The following is an 18,259-nucleotide window of genomic DNA, read 5'->3' as shown; positions in this document are numbered from 1 at the left end:
TGCAGATTAGCTCGCTTATAACGTAAAGAAACGTTGTTCGCGTTCATCCCAACTAAAGTCGGGGGCTGTTTATTTTAATTATCTTGCTTCCGCTCGTTCAGTTGCCTTCTCTGCGATTAGAGATTTGTTTTCTTAGATCAGTTTTCCGGCTGAAGTACATAAAATCTCGCCATTTGCCATGGAGACGTGACCATTGACTACTGTGTAATTTATCCCTATGGGAGACGCAGAGGGATTGTTATAATCTTCGGGGGCATTAATATTTTCAGGGTCAAAGACTACCAGGTCGGCACTATAGCCCGTTTTGACAAATCCCTTATTCGCTAAGTTCAACCTAAGGGCTGGGTCTCCAGTTATTCTCTTAACCCCTTCTGCCCAAGTCATAATTTTTTTATCGCGGACATATTCCCCCAAAAACTTAGGGAAGGTACCATATAAACGGGGATGAGGTTTGCCCGTAGGGATTCCATCTGAACCTATTTGACATAAGGGGTGTTTAAGCAACTCAATAATATCTTCTTCGGCAAATAGATTCTGCATCACCATAGAACCTCGGCTATCTTCACTAATTAAGAGTTCAGCGATCTGATCTATAATTTCATGAACCAGTTCCGTTTTTTCTAAGCCTATTTTCGTGACTAACTGTGCTGCTGTTTGACCCTCTGTCCATTTATTTTGTTGGCTAAACACTGAGCTTATCATGATGTTGGACCAGCCAACCATTCCAACAAAGTTATCCCAACCCGGATAATCGAGTCCTGGATTATTCAATTCTTCCTTTAGCCTAGCCCGCAATTGGGGGTCCTTTAGTCTGCGTACTATTTCAGGACTACCACCTTCCTTTGCCCATGGAGGAAGGATTTGAGATAATAGGGTACTACCTGCTCGATACGGGTGCTCATCAAACGTGACGTCTACGCCATCAGCCCTAGCTTGTTCCACTAATTCTAGTAAGGCTTGACCAGATATACCATAATCCCGATTAGCATAGGAACGCATATGAGAAATTTGCAACTTAACCCCGGATACTTTGGCTACGGTTAAGGCTTCGATCATGCTCTCACGAATTTGGAGAGAGTGGCTGCGAATATGAATCATCATGAAGCCCTTATGAGCCGCCACGACTGAGCTTAAGGCAATAAGTTCTTGTTGAGTCGCAAACATTCCTGGTAAGTAAGCCAAACCGTAGGAAATTCCGAGAGCGCCATGTGACATCCCCTCATCGACAATCCTGCACATAGCCGAAAGATCCGATGTTGAAGGCGCGACATTTTCCAACCCTAAAATTTGTGCCCTTATTGCGCCATGACCAAGTAATACCGCTAAGTTATTAGGCTTTTTTGCTTGGCTCAAATCATGCATAAACGTCTCAAACTTGGGCCAATCCCAAGTTTGAGGCCCAGTTCCTAAGATGGGGGTTAAGTAATTACGCCAGTCTTGCATTGTATCTATGAACGGTGCTGATCCTAAACCACATTGCCCAACTACTTCAGTTGTAACCCCTTGTCTTATCTTACTTTCACGAATTGAACCTGACATAAAGGGCACCAAGTCACTATGGCTATGCACATCAATAAACCCCGGTGTCACCATTTTGTGTCTGGCGTCGATAATCAAGGTAGCCTTTGCTGACAGAGTTTTAGCCACCTCAACTATTGTCCCGTTCTTAATACCAACGTCACTTTGAATTGGCGAGTTACCGGTTCCATCTATGACTAAACCATTAATTATTGCAATATCGTACATAAAAAACAGACCCTTTCAATTTTCATAACATGCTTTTACCATCCTTTAGTGCTAAACCACTTGTAGGGTCCACATTTAAGGGTGTACAAGTAATTCTAACATAAGGGCATTCTGCGGAACAGTGAAAATCAGTAAGAAAGGAATGCTTTCAGATGGCTTTGAAGTCGTCTTGGACAAAGGGCTTAAAACCCGTCCGGATACGGCTTGCTGACTAAATATATGGTATGATAATATCAAGTCAGAAAATTCGAGATTAGAGTGAAGGCGGTTTGAGTATGTTTAAGATTACTGAGGATTGCATCGAAAAAAAATCCATGATCGAGTATTTCTCTTCGGACGCTAAAAAAGGTACTGAGGAATTTGAACAACTAATCAAAAAGTTTGAAGCTGAACCACAGTATATATTCCGTATGAGAGACCAGGACCTGGAAGTCTACTATATCGGCTACTCGGATGACTGTACTAGACCAAGGGGCTTTGATCCGTTAGATATGTATGGAGAATATTATGGTTGCAGGGATATTCAATATCTTAATGCTAAGGGTGAGTACGAGAGATTGTAGAACAATAATTTCACTTGGAGAAGGGAAACACTATGCTTTTGCCGCTTAGCCAAACCCATGAATTAAGTCCTAACCGTCAGGCTTTCCCGTTGGTTCAGAAATTCCTCTCCCGGAGCGAACTGCTTCGGGTCAAGGTTCACAAACAAAATGGGGTAACAGTGATCGATTGCGGTGTTCATGTTCAGGGTGGCTGGGAAGCAGGGACCTTGTTCGCGTCTGTTTGCCTCGGAGGGCTAGCCCAGGTTCAACAACATTGGTCAGACTTTAATGGGTTGCACTGGCCCGCAGTTGAAGTAGTCTCTGATCATCCGATCCGAGCTTGTCTGGCGTCCCAATATGCCGGATGGCCTATTAAAAATGGCAAGTTATTAGCAATGGGTTCTGGTCCGGGACGTGCTATTGTTCATGAGGGTGAAGTATTTGAAGTTTCAGGCTATGAGGATTATTCGGAGACAGCGATCATTTGTTTGGAAAGTGAGGAACTTCCTTCAGAAGAGGTGGTTCGGTATATTTTAGAGGAGTGTCAATGCGATCCCACAAATCTCTATATCATGGTAGCCCCTACTGCGTCACAGGTGGGTTCAGTTCAGATAGCGGCACGAGCCTTGGAAACTGGCTTATCTAAACTCATGGAACTGGGCTATAATATAGAGAACATAGTATCCGGTTCGGGTATTTGTCCGTTATCACCAGTAGCGGGTGATAATCTAAGTGCCCTTGGGCGGACAAACGATGCGCTTCTTTATGGTTCGACAGTACTTTATTACCTTCATGATGATGATAAAGCTCTCGATTCTCTGGTGAAGCTGGTTCCGTCATCGTCTTCTCGGGAATATGGTCGACCTTTTGCGGAGGTGTATAAGGAATGTGGGGATTTTTACGATATCGACCCACGTCTGTTTAGCCCTGCGGAAGTGTGGTTATGTAATTTAAAGAGTGGTAACTCGTTTCATGCCGGATCCTTGCGTCCTGATATTTTGCGTAATTCATTTGGGCTAGGAATAAACTGAGGGTAGAGCATTCGTTTATAGATTGTTTATAAACTGTTTAGAAATAATTAAGATCAATGGTTTAGAATATAGGTAAATGCTTCTGGAAAACAATAAAATTGATAAGTATCAAAGCGGTAAGGCTCAGACGTGGGTTTTACCGTTTTGATCTGTCTATCAACGAAACTCATCGAAAAAGAATTTACCCTAGTTCATGATTAGAAGCAGGGAATTTAATAATGGCGTCGAAACATATAAAAAACACATAATCCACTCTTAATTCATGGTGGATTGGTAATAAGGAATTATTACAGGTGCCCCAATTGGGGAGAATAGGGAATCAGGTAGTATATTAATCCTGAGCGGACCCACCACTGTGAAGAGGGAGTCCTGTACACTGGCCACTGGCATTTGCTGGGAAGGCGTACGGCGATGATGAACTTTGAGCCAGAAGACCTGCCTGTAATATTGAACTTAGCCTTTTTTGATAAGGCTAATAATGGGCGATGGTAAAGTCTACAGTCATATAGGACTGTGGGCTTTTTCTATTGTCTTTTTGCATTGTGGGTGAGAATGAGAGGTGATTAGCGATACATTAAGTGGAGTCACTACTATTGGCACAGGTCGATACAAACTTGTCGGGAACTTCTGCGTTGGGGCAGGTCTCTTTATAGTTTTGAAGTTACCGCTTAAAGTCGTTTTGATTTCGTCGTGTATGACGGCGGATGTAAGTATCATTGGAGGTACTATCTTGACTAAGTTTGTTGTTGATGCCTTACATAAAAGTGGATCAGCTCAATAGGTCGCTCCACTTTCATTGAGGCTTATTAAATATTAACATGATTATTTGAGGAGGCGTAGAAGTTGGAGCAGGATCTGAGATCATTTATCGAACGAGTTAAGCAGCAAAACCCCTTAGAGGTTGTCCATATTCATGAGGAGATTGACCCAAAGTATGAAATTAGTACCTTGATTATGGAATTAGAGAAAGTGCGGCGCTATCCGCTGACGATTTTTGATAACGTTAAAGGGCATGATATCTCCGTTGTCACTAATGTTTTGGCTCCTCGCGAGCGTTTGGCATTGGCTATGGGTGTTCATCCCAACGATCTTGCCGCTGAGTTTTCCAAGCGAATCAATCAGCGGATCGAGCCTGTCGAGATAGCTGATGCTCCGTTTCGGGAGAATGTTGTTATAGGCCCAGAGGTTGATTTGTATAAATTGCCAATTTTGACTCACTTCCCAATTGATGCTGGACCCTACATTACAGCAGGCTTGGTCATTGCTAAAGATCCAGTGACGGGTGCTGATACAGCAGGTTATCACCGGATGCAGTTAAAGGGTAGGGACAAATTAGGGATTAGCCTCCATTCTAGGCAACGTTTATGGGAGTACTTCCGCCGCTCGGAAGAAATGGGTAAATCGCTCGAAGCGACGATTGTACTCGGTATCCACCCTAATATTTCGATGGGGTCAATGGCCTTGATCCCTTATGATCAAGGTAAATTTGCAGCGATGGGGGGATTATTTGGGTCTCCGCTGAAGGTCGCTCGCTGCAAGATGGTCGATCTGACGGTTCCTGCTTATGCTGAGGTTATCATCGAGGGGGAAATCGTCGCAGGAGAACGAGAAGCTGAAGGCCCTTTTGCAGAATTCACAAATTATGCCTGTTATCGCAGCACGGAAAATTTGTTCAAGGTTAAGGCAATTCAGTACCGCACGAAACCGCTCTTTCAGGATATTACACCAGCCATGAGTTCAGAGCATATTACGATTGTCGCTGTACAGCGAGAAGGGGATGTCCTGAATGCGCTGAAAAGGACTCTGCCTAATATTAAAAGTGTTCATGCTCCCATTTCGGCTTGTGGATTGTTCCACTGTTACATTTCCATGAAGAAGATTGCTGAGGGACAGGCCCAGCAAGCCATCTTTACGGCCTTCTCGGTGGATCATAATCTGAAGATGGTCGTTGTAGTCGATGAAGATGTGGACGTTTTCGATGAACGCCAGGTGCTTTGGGCCATGGCCACTAGACTTCAAGCGGATAGAGGAGTGACGATCATACCGCAGCATATGGGTATGGGCTGTACTTTAGATCCTTCGAGTGATGAATTAAGTCGAACTGCCAAAATGGGTATTGATGCGACGAAACCCCTTTCAGGTTTTGCGCCCACAGTGGAGATGTCATCTGAGGTTCAGCATAAGGTACAGCGTTTTATGGAGTCCTTCGGCCTATAACTGGGGTTCGAATGGATTGTTGAATGCTTATTTTTTATTAGCTTTAGTCCCCACAATGGGGACTTCTTCATTATGACTAGAGAGAAGGGTCTAAAAGAATCAAGGTGGTTTTAAAGCTTATTTTACTTATTTTTAGCTAACAGGGAGATGGAAGAAATGTACAAAATTGCAGTTGATGTAGGGGGTACGTTCGCGGACTTTGTGGTTCGGGATCAGCATGGATGTTCCTTTACCACCAAGGTTCCTTCTGGCCTAGAAAACCCTCTGGAATCGATTTTGCGAGGCCTAACTGATTTGGCGCAGGGTTTCGGCTTATCACTCTCAGAATTCCTTGGGCAAACCGACAAGTTTATTCATGGGACGACTGTAGGTATCAATGCCTTGCTGCAGGGTCAAGGTGCAAAAACAGCTTTGATCACGACCGAGGGCTTTCGCGATTCATTGGAATTAAGACGTTCACGTTTGGCTGAACAATGGGATTTTCGTGTTGCTTTACCCCCCGTTTTAGTACCGCGGTATTTGCGCATAGGGCTTCGGGAACGTATGGATTATAAGGGTATGTCTATCAAATCCGTGGATCACGCCCAAATAAAGGAGATTGCCGATTTCTTGCGGCAACAAGAGGTAGAATCCGTTGCGGTATGTTTGCTCTTTGCCTGTCGTAATCCGGAGCATGAAGAAGGGTTTAAAGATCAATTGCAAGGTCTTTTGCCCAACGTATTTATCACGCTTTCGTCTGAACTTTCTTCCCAACTTGGGGAATATGAACGAACTACCACAACAGTTCTAAATGCACGCTTAAGTCCTGTGTTAAGTAATTATCTACTGGATTTGAGGTCTCACATGCGTAATAACGGTCTTCAAGTGCCAATATCCATCGCCCAGAATAATGGCGGTTTAACGGATTTAAGGCAAGCAAGTCAGCGTGCTGTGCACAGTTTGTTTTCCGGTCCGGCTGGAGGGGTCAAAGGGGGATGGGCCTTGGCTCATGAACAGGATTTGCCCGAATTGGTCGTGGCAGATATGGGGGGGACAAGCTTTGATGTTTCCCTAATTAGGCAAGGAACGATGGAAGTGAACCATCAGGCCGAGATCGCCGGATACCCTGTCCAATTGCCGATGTTAGATATTCATACAGTTGGGGCAGGTGGGGGAAGTATTGCTTGGTTGGATAAGGGAGGAATGTTGCGGGTTGGACCACATTCTGCCGGTGCGAAGCCTGGGCCTGCTTGTTATGGTTTAGGGGGTCAAGAACCCACCATCACTGATGCGGCTTTGATCATGGGTCTATTAGACAGTTCGGGTTTTTTAGGTGGACGCATGGCTTTAGATGAGAAATTAGCCTATAAGGCTATTGAAACGAAGATTGCTCAACCATTAGGTTTATCCGTCCCTGAAGCAGCCTATGCCATTTATCAGGTGGCGCTCTCCTTGATGGTGGATGCCGTTTACCTTATGACCGTCAAGAAAGGCTATGATCCCCGTTTATTCGCCTTGGCCGCTGTCGGTGGTGCACTGCCGTTGTTTGCGACAGCTTTGGCAGCGGGGGTAGGGATTCAGGAAGTTGTAGTTCCTGAGCTAGCGTCCGTTTTCTGTGCCCAAGGACTGCACCACGCTTGTTTTCAGATTGAAGTCTTGCGCAGTCTCTTTATAGTGTTAGGTGAGACGCCAGGCCCAAGTTGGAATCAAATCGTAATGGAACTTCAACGGCAAGCGGATCAAGAGTTGTCTCGCCTCGGCGTAAGTATCGATCAGAGTGAGTACGTTTGGTCTGCAGATTTAAAGTACCCTGATCAGCATCATGAAATTAACACAGCCCTGCCTTGTGGTACGAATGATCCATCAGTTTGGCAACAGTTAGCTCAGAATTTTCACAATAACCATCGTAGACTTTACGGTTATAGCCAGCCGGAGAAGCTCTTAGAACTTGTGAACCTGCGACTGTTAGCTAAGGAAAAGGAAGATTTCTTTCAAGAAAGGATCAAAACACGCTCGTACCTGGAGAAAACAAGACGAGCACTGGACAACAAAAGAGCGAAATGGGATATAGGGAACACAGGGGAATTACGGGGCACAAGGGGTAAAGGTGATAATGGTAGTAAAGAGATACCTGAAACTAATAAGTTACAATCGGTCTATTGGCATGGATCTTTTCAGCAGATAGAAGTTTATCAGGGGCGAGACTTATATACAGGAATGAAGTTAAGAGGCCCAGCGTTAATTAGAAAGGACTTTGTGACCATCTTAGTAGAAGAGAACTGTCAGGCTGAACTAGATCTGGCGGGCAACTTAAGGATTAGAATAGGAAAGGATGGACGATAACGATGAATGCCAAAATGGATGAGGTTATCGAGCAGGCAGTTATTGCCAATCGTTTGGATACGATTACCAAGGAAATGGGCTATGCTTTAGAACGATCGTCCAGATCCCCTATTTTTGCCGAGGCCTGCGATTTCGCCTGTGGGATCTGTAACGGAGATGGAGATTTAGTCTCTCAGATCAATGGCATTCCTATCTTAGCAGCTGCAGGAACATTTAGCGTTAAGGAAATTATTAAGAAATATCCTGGACAGGTCGAAGAGGGCGACGTTTTTATCATAAATGATCCATATCAAGGGGGGAATCATCTTCCGGATATCGGCATAATCACCCCACTGGTCGTGGATGGAGAGGTTCTATTCTACTGTGTTAGCAGGGCTCATCACGGAGATATTGGTGGGTCTGTTGCCGGTAGTTATAATGCTAAGGCGACCGAGATTTTCCAGGAAGGTTTACGTATTCCCCCGATTAAACTTGTGAGTCAGGGGCGGGTTATCAACGAGGTTATGGACCTGATCACTCGCAATGTCAGAAATCCGCAAATGCTGCAAAATGATTTGTGGGCGCAAATGGGAGCCAACAATATTGGGAGTGTTCGTTTAAAAGAATTGCTTAACAATTACTCCCCAGCACGAATCAAGGAAACGGTGGGGTATCTTCTAGATCATGCTGAAAAACTCACTCGATTAGCCATCAAAGGTTTGCCAAATGGAGATTACATTGGGGAAGAATGGGTCGATGATGATGGTTTCCAAACGAATCCAATCAAAATTAAGGTTACGGTTAAAGTTCGTGCAGAGGAAATGACTCTTGACTTTGACGGGACTGATTCTCAGGTCAAAGGCTTTGTAAATACTGCTCTGGTTACTAGTACGACTGCAGCTTGGATTGGTGCCCTTTGGGCCTTGGGACCAGATATTCCTCGTAATAGCGGGGCTTTCCGGGCGATTAAGGTAAATATGCCTAAAGGGAGTTTGGTTAATCCACATGATCCTGCGCCGGTCACGTTAAGTACGTTGACTCCAGCAAGTGAAATCATTAGCGCCATTTTTCAAGCCTTGGACACGGTCGCTGGGGACCGATTACCCGCAGGTTTTGGACGTTACTGTGGCCCGTCTTTTTATGGCATTGACCCTCGTAACCAGGAATTTTACGTCGGCTTCGCCTTTTGTGCTCTGGGTTCTGGCGGAGGAATTGCTGGGCGGGATGGTTACGCCTATATGGCACCCCTATCTAACTATGGAGGAGTACGTGCCCCTAATATTGAAGCCAATGAAATCCAGTATCCTCATTTAACGTTATGTCACGAGATGGAAATGGATAGTGCTGGGTCAGGGATGTGGCGTGGGGGACCAGGTATTCGGTATAGTCTGAAATTTTATGGTGAACCAACCAATATTGTCATGTTCGGTGACGGGATGAAAATTCCACCCTTTGGCTCTGTTTCAGGGAAATCGGGCAGTCTGAATTTTGCCGAATTGACAATGGAAGATGGACAACGGATCACTATGGAAAGTAAAGAAAGTGATCGTTCGTTGCCAAAGGGAACGGTACTCACTGTGATTACTTCAGGTGGGGGGGGGTGGGGAGACCCCTTGCAGCGAGATCCAGAGAGGGTACGGCAAGATGTAATAAATGGTATTATATCTCCGTCCAAGGCCAGGCAGGACTATGGGGTTGTCTTAGAAGATAGTGATTAAATCAATGGGAAGGGAAACAAGAAAATAAGGAAGCATTATTGTATAATGAAGGCTAGACCCGATGTTAGAGGGACTAGCCTTCATTTTGAGTCCATTTTAGACAAAGTATTTTGGGAGGTGGTAGAATGTCTATTTCCTCGGTACTGATTCTAGCTATTGTAATCTTTGCTGCGCTAATTTTTACGTTAACCAATGGTCTTCACGATGCCAGTTCTGTTGTGGCAACCTTTATTTCCTGCGGAGCGGCGAACCCGAGCCAGGCGATATTTTTGGCGGCAATCTGTGGTTTTGTCGGAGCGCTGACGAGTGGCAGCGCTGTAGCAAATACCGTTTCTGGCATAGTAATAATACCGACAGAAACGGCCTTGCTTAAAGTACTTTTGGCCGCAATGATTGGGGCTGTGGTATGGAACTTAATCACTTGGAAATTTGGTTTCCCGTCAAGTTCCACTCATGCTTTGGTGGGTGGATTAGTGGGAGCTGTGTGGATTGCTCGTGGTTCGAATTACATTTTGTGGGGGTGGAGCGAGCTAATTGGTCCAGGCCACCAATTGATAGGAATCACGAAAATTGTTGCAGCCTTAATATTATCTCCTGTGCTAGGATTTATGGTTGCTTTTATGCTTCAAACAATCTCGAATATTGCCTTGCGAAATGCAAAGTTCTCAATCAATCGTTGGATAAAAAGAATGCAATGGGTCATTGCCGGTTTATTGGCTTATAGCCATGGGGCTAATGATACTCAAAAGACGGTTGGAATAATATCGCTAGCTCTAGCTTCAGCAAGTTATTCAAGCGGCCAAGGTGGGTCAATCTGGACCAAAGGATTAGCTGGTGCAGTCATGTTCGCAGGTACGTTGCTTGGAGGTTGGCCTATCATGAAAACCATCGGGAGAGGCATCTATACGATTCGCCCGATCCATAGTCTGAATTCTCAACTATCCTCGGGTGGGTGCATTGTCTTGGCAACAGTTCTTGGGGCACCCGTTTCTACGACGCATGTTGTTGTTGGTAGTGTAGCAGGAGTTGGAGGGGCGGATGAATTCCGGATGGTTAACTGGAAGATTGGTAAAGAAATCATTATTGCGTGGTGTATCACAATACCCGCGTCCGCAATAGTTGCGGCTTTGGTATATTACATATCTTCGTTAATGTAATCATAGTCGAAGTTTATGCTTATTTTTAAAGAACATAGGAGGTAGTAATGGCTAAAGCGAATTTTTGGGAGAGGTTGTTTCCAGTAAAACGTGACTTTTATAAAATGATAAGAGATCAAGCAGAAGCATCAACTAACGTAGTGGGACATCTATGTTCTTGGCTTACCAGTCGATCAGAAGAAGACTACCAGCTTTTAATTCGTGAAGCGGATGCTGCGGACAGGTATCGTTTTACTATGGAAGACAATTTAATAGAAGCTTTTGTCACTCCATTTGATCGGCAGGATATATATTCGCTTTCCGTGGAAATGGATAGAATTGTTGAATACGCGAAATCTACGCTTATAGAAATGGAAGCCTTTGAAGTGGTAACGGATACTATTATTCAAAATATGGTACAGCAATTAAAGGGAGGGACAGATCAACTTGTGGAGGCAATCGATCTTTTAAAAGATGTTCCTCGCAAGTCTCAAATTCAAATAGGAACTATACGTAAGATTCAGATGACCATTGAAGATGAGTATCGAGCAGGTATGGTAGAGCTATTTAAGAGCCCAGATCTGATGCAAGCCTTGAAATATAGAGAAGTTTATCATCATATCAAAGATGCCGCAGTTTTTTTAGGATATACCACAGACGTTCTACACAAAATTGTAGTGCGTGTGGTCTAATTGAGAAAACTGGATTAGAATCAGGATAGTAGATCTAGAAATATATTTAGAATGAAGGTTAGGTTACTTAAGGTTTATATTCTTTATATGATGAAGTAGAATAAGAAGAATAGTCCATAAAACTATGAATAAGAGGGAATGCAATGTATCCGATTAATTTAAACTTTAAAATGCCTGCAGAATGGGCCAAGCATATGCGCACGTTTATTTCATGGCCTGTTCAAGCCTCCATGTGTTATCCTGAGGACTTCGAAGCAGTCTGCCGGGGCTATGCCGAAATTATCCAGGCGATTGCCGAATTTGAACCAGTGACTGTCGTGGTGAATCCTGGCGATCTGGAAAACCTCGCTCAAATATTTCAGAACGAACGGATTGAATGCCTTTCTATCGAGCATAATGATGCGTGGCTACGGGATAATGGGCCGACATTTCTAGTCCATGATAGCGGGGAGTTAGCAGGGGTAAACTGGCGGTTCAATGCTTGGGGTGGCAAATATGCCCCGTGGGATTTGGACGATCAGGTAGCTCCGCAAATTCTTGATTCTGTTGGATTGAAACGGTTTGATGCTCCTCTAGTGATGGAGGGAGGTTCCCTTCATGTAGACGGAGAAGACACGCTTTTGACAACGGAGGAGTGTCTCCTGAATCCCAACCGAAACCCAGAACTCACTAAAGAACAGATCGAAGTTGAGTTAAAGAACTTTTTGAATGTGCGGAAAGTCATCTGGTTGAAAAAAGGGTTAGACGGGGATGAGACCGACGGGCATGTGGATAATGTCGCCTGTTTTGCGGCTCCCGGGAAAATCTTGCTGCAGGTTTGTGACGATCCAGAGGATGAAAATTATGCGATTACCCAAGAAAACTTAAAGATACTTCGTGAGGAAACCGATGCCTTGGGAAGAAACTTTGAAATCATCCCCATCCAGCAGCCGCCGAAATTATGCCACACCGAGACTAATACGCGTTATACCTTGAGTTATCTAAATTTCTATTTTGTAAATGGGGGAATCATTTTGCCCGTATTTGGCGGTAAGGCGAAAGAGACGGATCGCCTGGCGGCGCAGGTGTTGTGCGAAGTTTTCCCTAAAAGGCGGATTCGAACGGTCAATGGGATGGGGATTATCCGCGAGGGCGGAAATGTGCATTGCACAACCCAGCAGATGCCTGAGGGGAGGAATTAAGGTGAGAAACGTAAAAGTGGCAGCTACTCAGATGAGCTGTTCTGAAAATACCAATGAGAATATCGAAAAGGCGGATAGGCTGGTTAGGGAAGCAGCTAGCAAGGGCGCTCAAATTATCTTGCTCCAAGAGCTATTCGAGACCCCATATTTTTGTCAAAAGGAAAAATCCAATTACTATATCTATGCGGCGGAATTAGAGCAGAATAAAGCTGTTCAGCATTTTAAACAAGTAGCTAAAGAGCTTCAGGTGGTATTGCCGATCAGCTTCTATGAAAAAAAGAACTATGCCCGGTATAATTCGCTTGCCGTCATTGATGCCAATGGAGATGTGTTGGGGAAATACCGTAAGAGTCATATACCAGATGGTCCAGGTTATGAGGAAAAATTCTATTTCAACCCTGGGGATACAGGGTTTAAGGTCTGGAATACCCGTTTTGGGAAAATTGGTGTGGGGGTCTGCTGGGATCAATGGTACCCAGAAGCTGCTCGATGTATGGCATTAATGGGTGCAGAACTGCTTTTTTATCCAACGGCTATTGGCTCTGAGCCCCAAGATGGGTCAATCGATTCCAAGGAACACTGGCAGACCTGTATGTTGGGACACGCTGCAGCTAACTTAATTCCAGTGATTGCCTCGAACCGAATCGGAATTGAAAAGGACGATGATTCCAGTATTACCTTTTACGGATCGTCCTTTATTGCTGGTCCGCAAGGCAACAAGGTAGCCGAAGCGGGCAGAACAGAAGAAACTGTGCTGATAGCTGAATTTGACTTGGAGCAATTAGAGATACAGCGACTCGAGTGGGGAATCTTCCGGGATCGACGACCTGATTTGTATAAAATTATCTCATCGAATGATGGAGAGTTAAGGATTTAAAGGTTCAACGCTTTCTTCCCCCGATACTCCATACAACTAAACTAAGCAGAATCATTAGGCTTCCAGTGAGACAAACCCCATTCCATTGCCAAAGGCTCCAAGCATACATGCCGAGGTACGATCCAAGTGCTCCTCCAATGAAGTAAGTGACCATATAAACAGTGTTCAGTCTGCTCTTGGCTTCAGGGACCAAACTGTAAACTCTTGCCTGATTTGAAATTTGGGCACTTTGCACACCTAAGTCTAATAAAATAACGCTGATCACGAGACCCCATAGATGATACCCGAAAAGCCAAAGCAACACAAACGAAAGTAAGGTTAGAGCGGAAGCAACCCCTGCCACAAGGCGGGGACCTTTTTTGTCAGCTAATCGCCCAGCGAATGGGGCAAAGGATGACCCCGCGACTCCAATCAGACCAAACAATCCAGCCACTTCAGTGCCATAATGGTAGGGCGGTTGTTTAATGAAAAAGGCCAGAGTTGTCCAAAAGACGCTAAACGAACCGAAGAGTAGTCCACCCATAAGGGCAGCCTCCCGTAATAAGGGTTGTCCCGTGATAAGTCCCCATAGAGAACTCAAGGTTTGTTGATAAGTCAATTTTGACGTAGGGTGGCTTTTTGGCAGAAAACGCATAAGCACAAGTGCTAGAATTAACATCATTCCTGAGGCGATAATAAACATCGCGCGCCAGCCCAGAAGGCTCCCTATAATGCCACTGATCGTTCGGGCTAAAAGTATTCCGAAAAATAAGCCACTCATGACGATCCCAACGATACGGCCCTGTTCTTTGAGGTCAGCTAGTTGTGCTGCTAGAGGAACAATGATCTGAGGAACAACTGTCGTGGTTCCGACGGCGAAACTCGCTATTCCCAGCATCTTTAAATTCGGGGAGACCGCCACACCAATTAAGGATATCGCGACGGCGCCAAGTAACATAATGATTAGGCGTTTTTTATCTTTGATATCGCCCAATGGGACAAACAAAAAAAGACCCAAAGCGTATCCTGTTTGAGTTAGCATCGAGATGTTTCCCATTTCTCGTGCGGAAACATGGAAGGTTTGGGCCATGTCGGCGAGTAAGGGCTGATTATAATAGAGGTTAGCCACCGACAGTCCACAACTAATCGCTAGGATCAGTAACAGGCGTTTAGTTAGGAGCGGACGTTGTATATTTTCTGAAATATCACGATAGGTTTGATTCATTTTGCGTTATCCTTCTTGCTTTAAATTTATTAGCAAGTTTGTTCAAATGATAAGAAAGTAGAACTTCATTTGAACACAACTCATTATAATCTAGGCACTAACTTATTATAAACTAGATAAGCTTTACCGTCATGATAACATTTGGTGAATGTTCCCGCTTTCAAGATTTAATGTAGACTGCGAAGAGGTGAATAATTCTAGTAGTTGAAGGAAATTCACATAAAATAACAGGGTTGTAACAAAGAAAAGACGTTTGTTACAACCCTGTTATTTTATGTGTCGGATCCTCATGTTATTTTAAAACGGCCTGCTTAATGATGGGTTTGATTACGCAAAGGGTAGGAGAAGCGGTGTTTGGGTAAGGGCAAGTTGGGGCTCAAGGCTTTCTAAAAGTGCCACAAGCAAATCTACCGCTGCTTCTACATCCCGTTTGTCGAGCATTTCGGCGGGACTATGGACATAACGCGTGGGGATCGAGAGAACTCCTGAGGGGACCCCTCCTCGAGACAAATGAATCGCTCCAGAATCCGTTCCCCCAAACTCTAAAATCTCCCATTGAAAGGGAATGTTCTTGTCAGTGGCTACAGCGGCCATCCAACGTTTAATTTGCGGAGAGGTCACCATGGAGCGGTCTAAAACCTTAATTCCCACTCCATTGCCTAGCTCGACGGACATGGTGTGTGCTTTGGGGGTATCCCCGGTAAGCGTCACATCCACGGCAATGGCCAAGTCCGGTTCCAGGGCAAAGGCTGCCGTTTGAGCACCACGGGTACCGACTTCTTCCTGTACAGTGAAGACAAACGCTAATTCATGAGTGGACTTGGTTCGTTTGAGAGCTTCAATTGCCACAAAACAACCAATGCGGTCATCAAGGGCCTTAGAAATAATCCTCGATCCGGACTCCACAAAATCCCCGATAAAAGTAACCGTTTCCCCTATCTGGACAAGCTGCTCAGCTTCTTCTTGAGTTGATGCACCAATATCCAGGAAGAGCTTTTCAAGCTTGAGATCGGTGGGTTTTTCTAACTTTTCAACCCCGATCGTTCCAATCCGCCCATTGTTAAACTTGACTCTTTGACCAATAAGGTTGGTAATATGCACTCCACCTAAGGGAGCAAAACGCAGAAATCCTTTCTTATCAATATGGGTTATCATTAAGCCTATTTCGTCCATATGAGCGGCGATTAGGATCCGTTTACCTGTTCCATGGCGCCGAACAATGAGATTGCCTAAGGTATCTGTCGTCAGTTCATCACAGTAAGGGCGCACTTGAGTAGAGATAAATTTCGCGACTAGCTCCTCGGAACCGGACGGGCCGAACAACTGTGTTAACTGACTAAGCATTGTAAAATCCATTATATGTCCTCCTTATCCACTGGGCTAGCTTTGAGTTTACGCGGGAGATCGTTCAAAAGTTCATCCACTAGGTTGAGGCATGCAGCATAATCCTTTTCGGAAATGACTGAGGCACAGGAATGGATGTAGCGACAAGGAACACTTAAGACAACTGTCGGAATTCCGATTTTACTAACATGAATAGAACCTGCGTCATTTCCGCCGCTGGAGCCGCGTCGAAACTGCAGAGGAATGCCCATCTGGCGGGCTATGTCTGTAACCCATTGGATGTGTTTGGGGGTATATAGGGTTGCCCTGTCCATCAAAGAACAAGCCGGACCTTTACCAACTTCGGTAACCCAACCTTCTTCTTCTCGATCTGAGACATCCGCAGCCACAGTCCCCTCAAGGACAATTGCGAAATCTGGTGAGATATGATAAGCCGCGACCTTAGCGCCCCGCAGGCCGACCTCTTCTTGCACTGTAAATGCTGCGACTAAGGGGAAATCATAGTCCTTCTTCAGAAGCTCCACTAAGATAGCGCATCCTACCCGGTCATCAAAGGCCTTTCCTTTGTAAAGACCTTCTCCAAAGGATTCGCATTTTGTCATGAAATAGGCATAATCACCGAGCTTGACCTTACTAGAAGCTTCTTCTTTGGACTTAGCTCCTATGTCAATGTAAAGTTGGTCAAGGGGTAAGGCTTTTTGGCGTTCAGCGGGCTTTTGTAAGTGGATGGCTTTGGCCCCGATGACTCCGATGATGGTTTCGTTAATTAGAACTGGCTTAGAGACGAGGATTCGAGGGTCAATTCCCCCGACGGGTCGGAATTTGAGAAAACCGTCGCTGGTGATTTCGACGATCATCAGCGCGACCTCATCCATGTGAGCGGTAATCATGATCTTAGGACCAGGTCGATGTCCATTTTTAGTCGCAATCAAATTCCCCATTTTATCGATGATGACTGAATCTACATAAGGTTCGATTTGTTGGCGCAAGAAATCACGCACGAGACGTTCAGCCCCCGAGGTACCGTTTAATTCGCTCAGACTCTTTAATAACATATAAATCCCTCCAAATCGTCAGGTAAGGAGGCAATAAAATGCGCCAGTAGTTTTCCTGAGTTAAGCACGTCTTGCATGTCGAGCGTTTCTACTGAGGTATGCATATAACGTAGGGGAATTGAGAGGAGTCCCGTGGGAATACCTGCTTGGGTTACTTGGATAGCCCAAGCATCGGTTCCTGTGACTCCAGGGATTGGTTCAATTTGAATGGGTAAACGATGCTCTCGGGCAGTTTCTGAGAGGTGGCGAAAGATTGAGGGATGGATATTTGGGCCGAGTGCAACGGCAGGTCCCTTGCCTAATTCGATCGTTACTTGCCCCTTAGTATCAGGAGTGCTTGCATGGGTTACATCAATAGCCACGGCTAGATCTGGATTAAGCGTATAAGCACTGGTAAGCGCTCCTCGAACTCCAACTTCTTCTTGCGCAGTTGCTACTGCGATCACATCATGCGCATGGTGTAATCGAGAAAGTTCCTCTAGGCAAACCATCATTACAACGACACCAGCTCGATCGTCCAACGATTTTCCTGCCAGGACGTTATTAAGCAAAGAATGGGTTTCGCGTCGTAGGGTGATAGTATCGCCGACTTGAATGAGCTCCTTGATTTTAGTAGGAGAAAGTCCAACATCAAGAGCCATTTCTTCCATTTTAACGGCTTTTTCCGTGTCGCTAATTTGAAGAAGGTGGGGGGGCATGGTGCCAATAATACCAGGAATGGTTTGGTGTCCATGAACGAGTACTTCTTGAGACAAGAGGGTCCTCTGATCGACCCCACCAATTGAAGCTATACTTATGAAACCACGGGGATCAATCTTTTTTACGATAAGGCCGATTTCATCCATATGAGCAGCTAACATGACTTTGGCACGTCGTCCGTTGCCTTTTTTTAGGGCGTAAACATTGCCAAATGTATCGCTATGCACTTCAGCTGCTAAAGTCTTAAATCGTTCCATAACCAAAGAAGCGATAGGCGCTTCATAGCCCGAAACTCCTGAACTACTCGATAAAAGACTTAGGAATTCAGTCGCGCTTTGCATTTGCGCGTTGATCAAACGATTCACCTTCTCTCAGAAATTATTTCAGTTATAAGGCTTTATTATTATTCTCGTTTTACAAAAATAATCCTTCTCCCTCGACAAATTGAACGATTTAAACGTTATTTACCTGAAGTTTCATAATAAGATGTTTTTTGCTGGTACTATTAGCAAATTT

15 protein-coding genes and 1 riboswitch are annotated in these 18,259 nt (G+C 44.8%); of the genes, 10 read left to right on the top strand and 5 right to left on the bottom strand.

Annotated elements, in window-relative coordinates; all coding sequences use genetic code 11:
- Positions 1 to 132 precede the first annotated feature (132 nt).
- A complete protein-coding gene (locus E4K68_RS05070) occupies positions 133 to 1,746 on the bottom strand; it encodes a D-aminoacylase (protein WP_135377780.1) in 1,614 nt (537 codons plus the stop codon).
- Between the two features lie 275 nt (positions 1,747 to 2,021).
- Here E4K68_RS05070 and E4K68_RS05065 point away from each other — a divergent pair, with 275 nt between their 5' ends.
- The 10 genes from E4K68_RS05065 (at position 2,022) to aguB (ending at position 13,441) form a co-directional block, all read left to right on the top strand.
- A complete protein-coding gene (locus E4K68_RS05065) occupies positions 2,022 to 2,309 on the top strand; it encodes a hypothetical protein (RefSeq protein ID WP_135377778.1) in 288 nt (95 codons plus the stop codon).
- A 32-nt stretch (positions 2,310 to 2,341) separates the two neighbouring features.
- Positions 2,342 to 3,319 (top strand): methenyltetrahydromethanopterin cyclohydrolase, encoded by a 978-nt coding sequence (gene mch / locus E4K68_RS05060; RefSeq protein WP_135377776.1) that lies wholly within the window; start codon positions 2,342 to 2,344, stop codon positions 3,317 to 3,319.
- Between the two features lie 274 nt (positions 3,320 to 3,593).
- Positions 3,594 to 3,777, top strand: a riboswitch (cobalamin riboswitch).
- Positions 3,778 to 3,878: 101 nt separating this feature from the next.
- A complete protein-coding gene (locus tag E4K68_RS05055; RefSeq protein ID WP_135377774.1) occupies positions 3,879 to 4,100 on the top strand; it encodes a hypothetical protein in 222 nt (73 codons plus the stop codon).
- Between the two features lie 62 nt (positions 4,101 to 4,162).
- Positions 4,163 to 5,536 carry a UbiD family decarboxylase gene (locus E4K68_RS05050; RefSeq protein WP_135377772.1) on the top strand — a complete coding sequence of 458 codons (1,374 nt, stop codon included), beginning with the start codon at positions 4,163 to 4,165 and terminating at the stop codon, positions 5,534 to 5,536.
- A 156-nt stretch (positions 5,537 to 5,692) separates the two neighbouring features.
- Positions 5,693 to 7,858 (top strand): hydantoinase/oxoprolinase family protein, encoded by a 2,166-nt coding sequence (locus tag E4K68_RS05045; protein ID WP_135377770.1) that lies wholly within the window; start codon positions 5,693 to 5,695, stop codon positions 7,856 to 7,858.
- A gap of 2 nt (positions 7,859 to 7,860) precedes the next feature.
- Entirely contained in the window at positions 7,861 to 9,555 is a 1,695-nt protein-coding gene (locus E4K68_RS05040; protein ID WP_135377768.1) for a hydantoinase B/oxoprolinase family protein, read from the top strand.
- Positions 9,556 to 9,680: 125 nt separating this feature from the next.
- Positions 9,681 to 10,712 carry an inorganic phosphate transporter gene (locus E4K68_RS05035; protein ID WP_135377766.1) on the top strand — a complete coding sequence of 344 codons (1,032 nt, stop codon included), beginning with the start codon at positions 9,681 to 9,683 and terminating at the stop codon, positions 10,710 to 10,712.
- A gap of 47 nt (positions 10,713 to 10,759) precedes the next feature.
- Positions 10,760 to 11,383: a DUF47 family protein gene (locus E4K68_RS05030; RefSeq protein WP_135377765.1), complete on the top strand. Its 624-nt coding sequence runs from the start codon at positions 10,760 to 10,762 to the stop codon at positions 11,381 to 11,383.
- Between the two features lie 143 nt (positions 11,384 to 11,526).
- A complete protein-coding gene (locus tag E4K68_RS05025; protein WP_135377763.1) occupies positions 11,527 to 12,564 on the top strand; it encodes an agmatine deiminase family protein in 1,038 nt (345 codons plus the stop codon).
- A 1-nt stretch (position 12,565) separates the two neighbouring features.
- Positions 12,566 to 13,441: an N-carbamoylputrescine amidase gene (aguB, locus tag E4K68_RS05020; RefSeq protein ID WP_135377761.1), complete on the top strand. Its 876-nt coding sequence runs from the start codon at positions 12,566 to 12,568 to the stop codon at positions 13,439 to 13,441.
- Positions 13,442 to 13,445: 4 nt separating this feature from the next.
- On the opposite strand, the gene E4K68_RS05015 is transcribed toward aguB, so the two are convergent.
- The 4 genes from E4K68_RS05015 to E4K68_RS05000 form a co-directional block, all read right to left on the bottom strand.
- Positions 13,446 to 14,645 carry an MFS transporter gene (locus tag E4K68_RS05015; protein ID WP_135377759.1) on the bottom strand — a complete coding sequence of 400 codons (1,200 nt, stop codon included), beginning with the start codon at positions 14,643 to 14,645 and terminating at the stop codon, positions 13,446 to 13,448.
- A 327-nt stretch (positions 14,646 to 14,972) separates the two neighbouring features.
- On the bottom strand, positions 14,973 to 16,001 hold the full coding sequence (locus E4K68_RS05010) for a M42 family metallopeptidase (RefSeq protein ID WP_135377757.1): 1,029 nt from the start codon (positions 15,999 to 16,001) through the stop codon (positions 14,973 to 14,975).
- Positions 16,001 to 17,044: a M42 family metallopeptidase gene (locus E4K68_RS05005; protein ID WP_135377755.1), complete on the bottom strand. Its 1,044-nt coding sequence runs from the start codon at positions 17,042 to 17,044 to the stop codon at positions 16,001 to 16,003. The genes E4K68_RS05010 and E4K68_RS05005 overlap by 1 nt, the downstream gene beginning before the upstream one ends.
- On the bottom strand, positions 17,035 to 18,099 hold the full coding sequence (locus E4K68_RS05000; RefSeq protein ID WP_135377753.1) for a M42 family metallopeptidase: 1,065 nt from the start codon (positions 18,097 to 18,099) through the stop codon (positions 17,035 to 17,037). Before E4K68_RS05000 ends, E4K68_RS05005 begins: the two co-directional genes overlap by 10 nt.
- Positions 18,100 to 18,259: the final 160 nt, after the last annotated feature.

Source organism: Desulfosporosinus sp. Sb-LF (assembly GCF_004766055.1).
In the GTDB taxonomy this organism is placed as follows: Bacteria; Bacillota; Desulfitobacteriia; order Desulfitobacteriales; family Desulfitobacteriaceae; genus Desulfosporosinus.
Note: the sequence above shows the minus strand (reverse complement) of the source record. Positions and strands in the feature narration are given on the sequence as shown.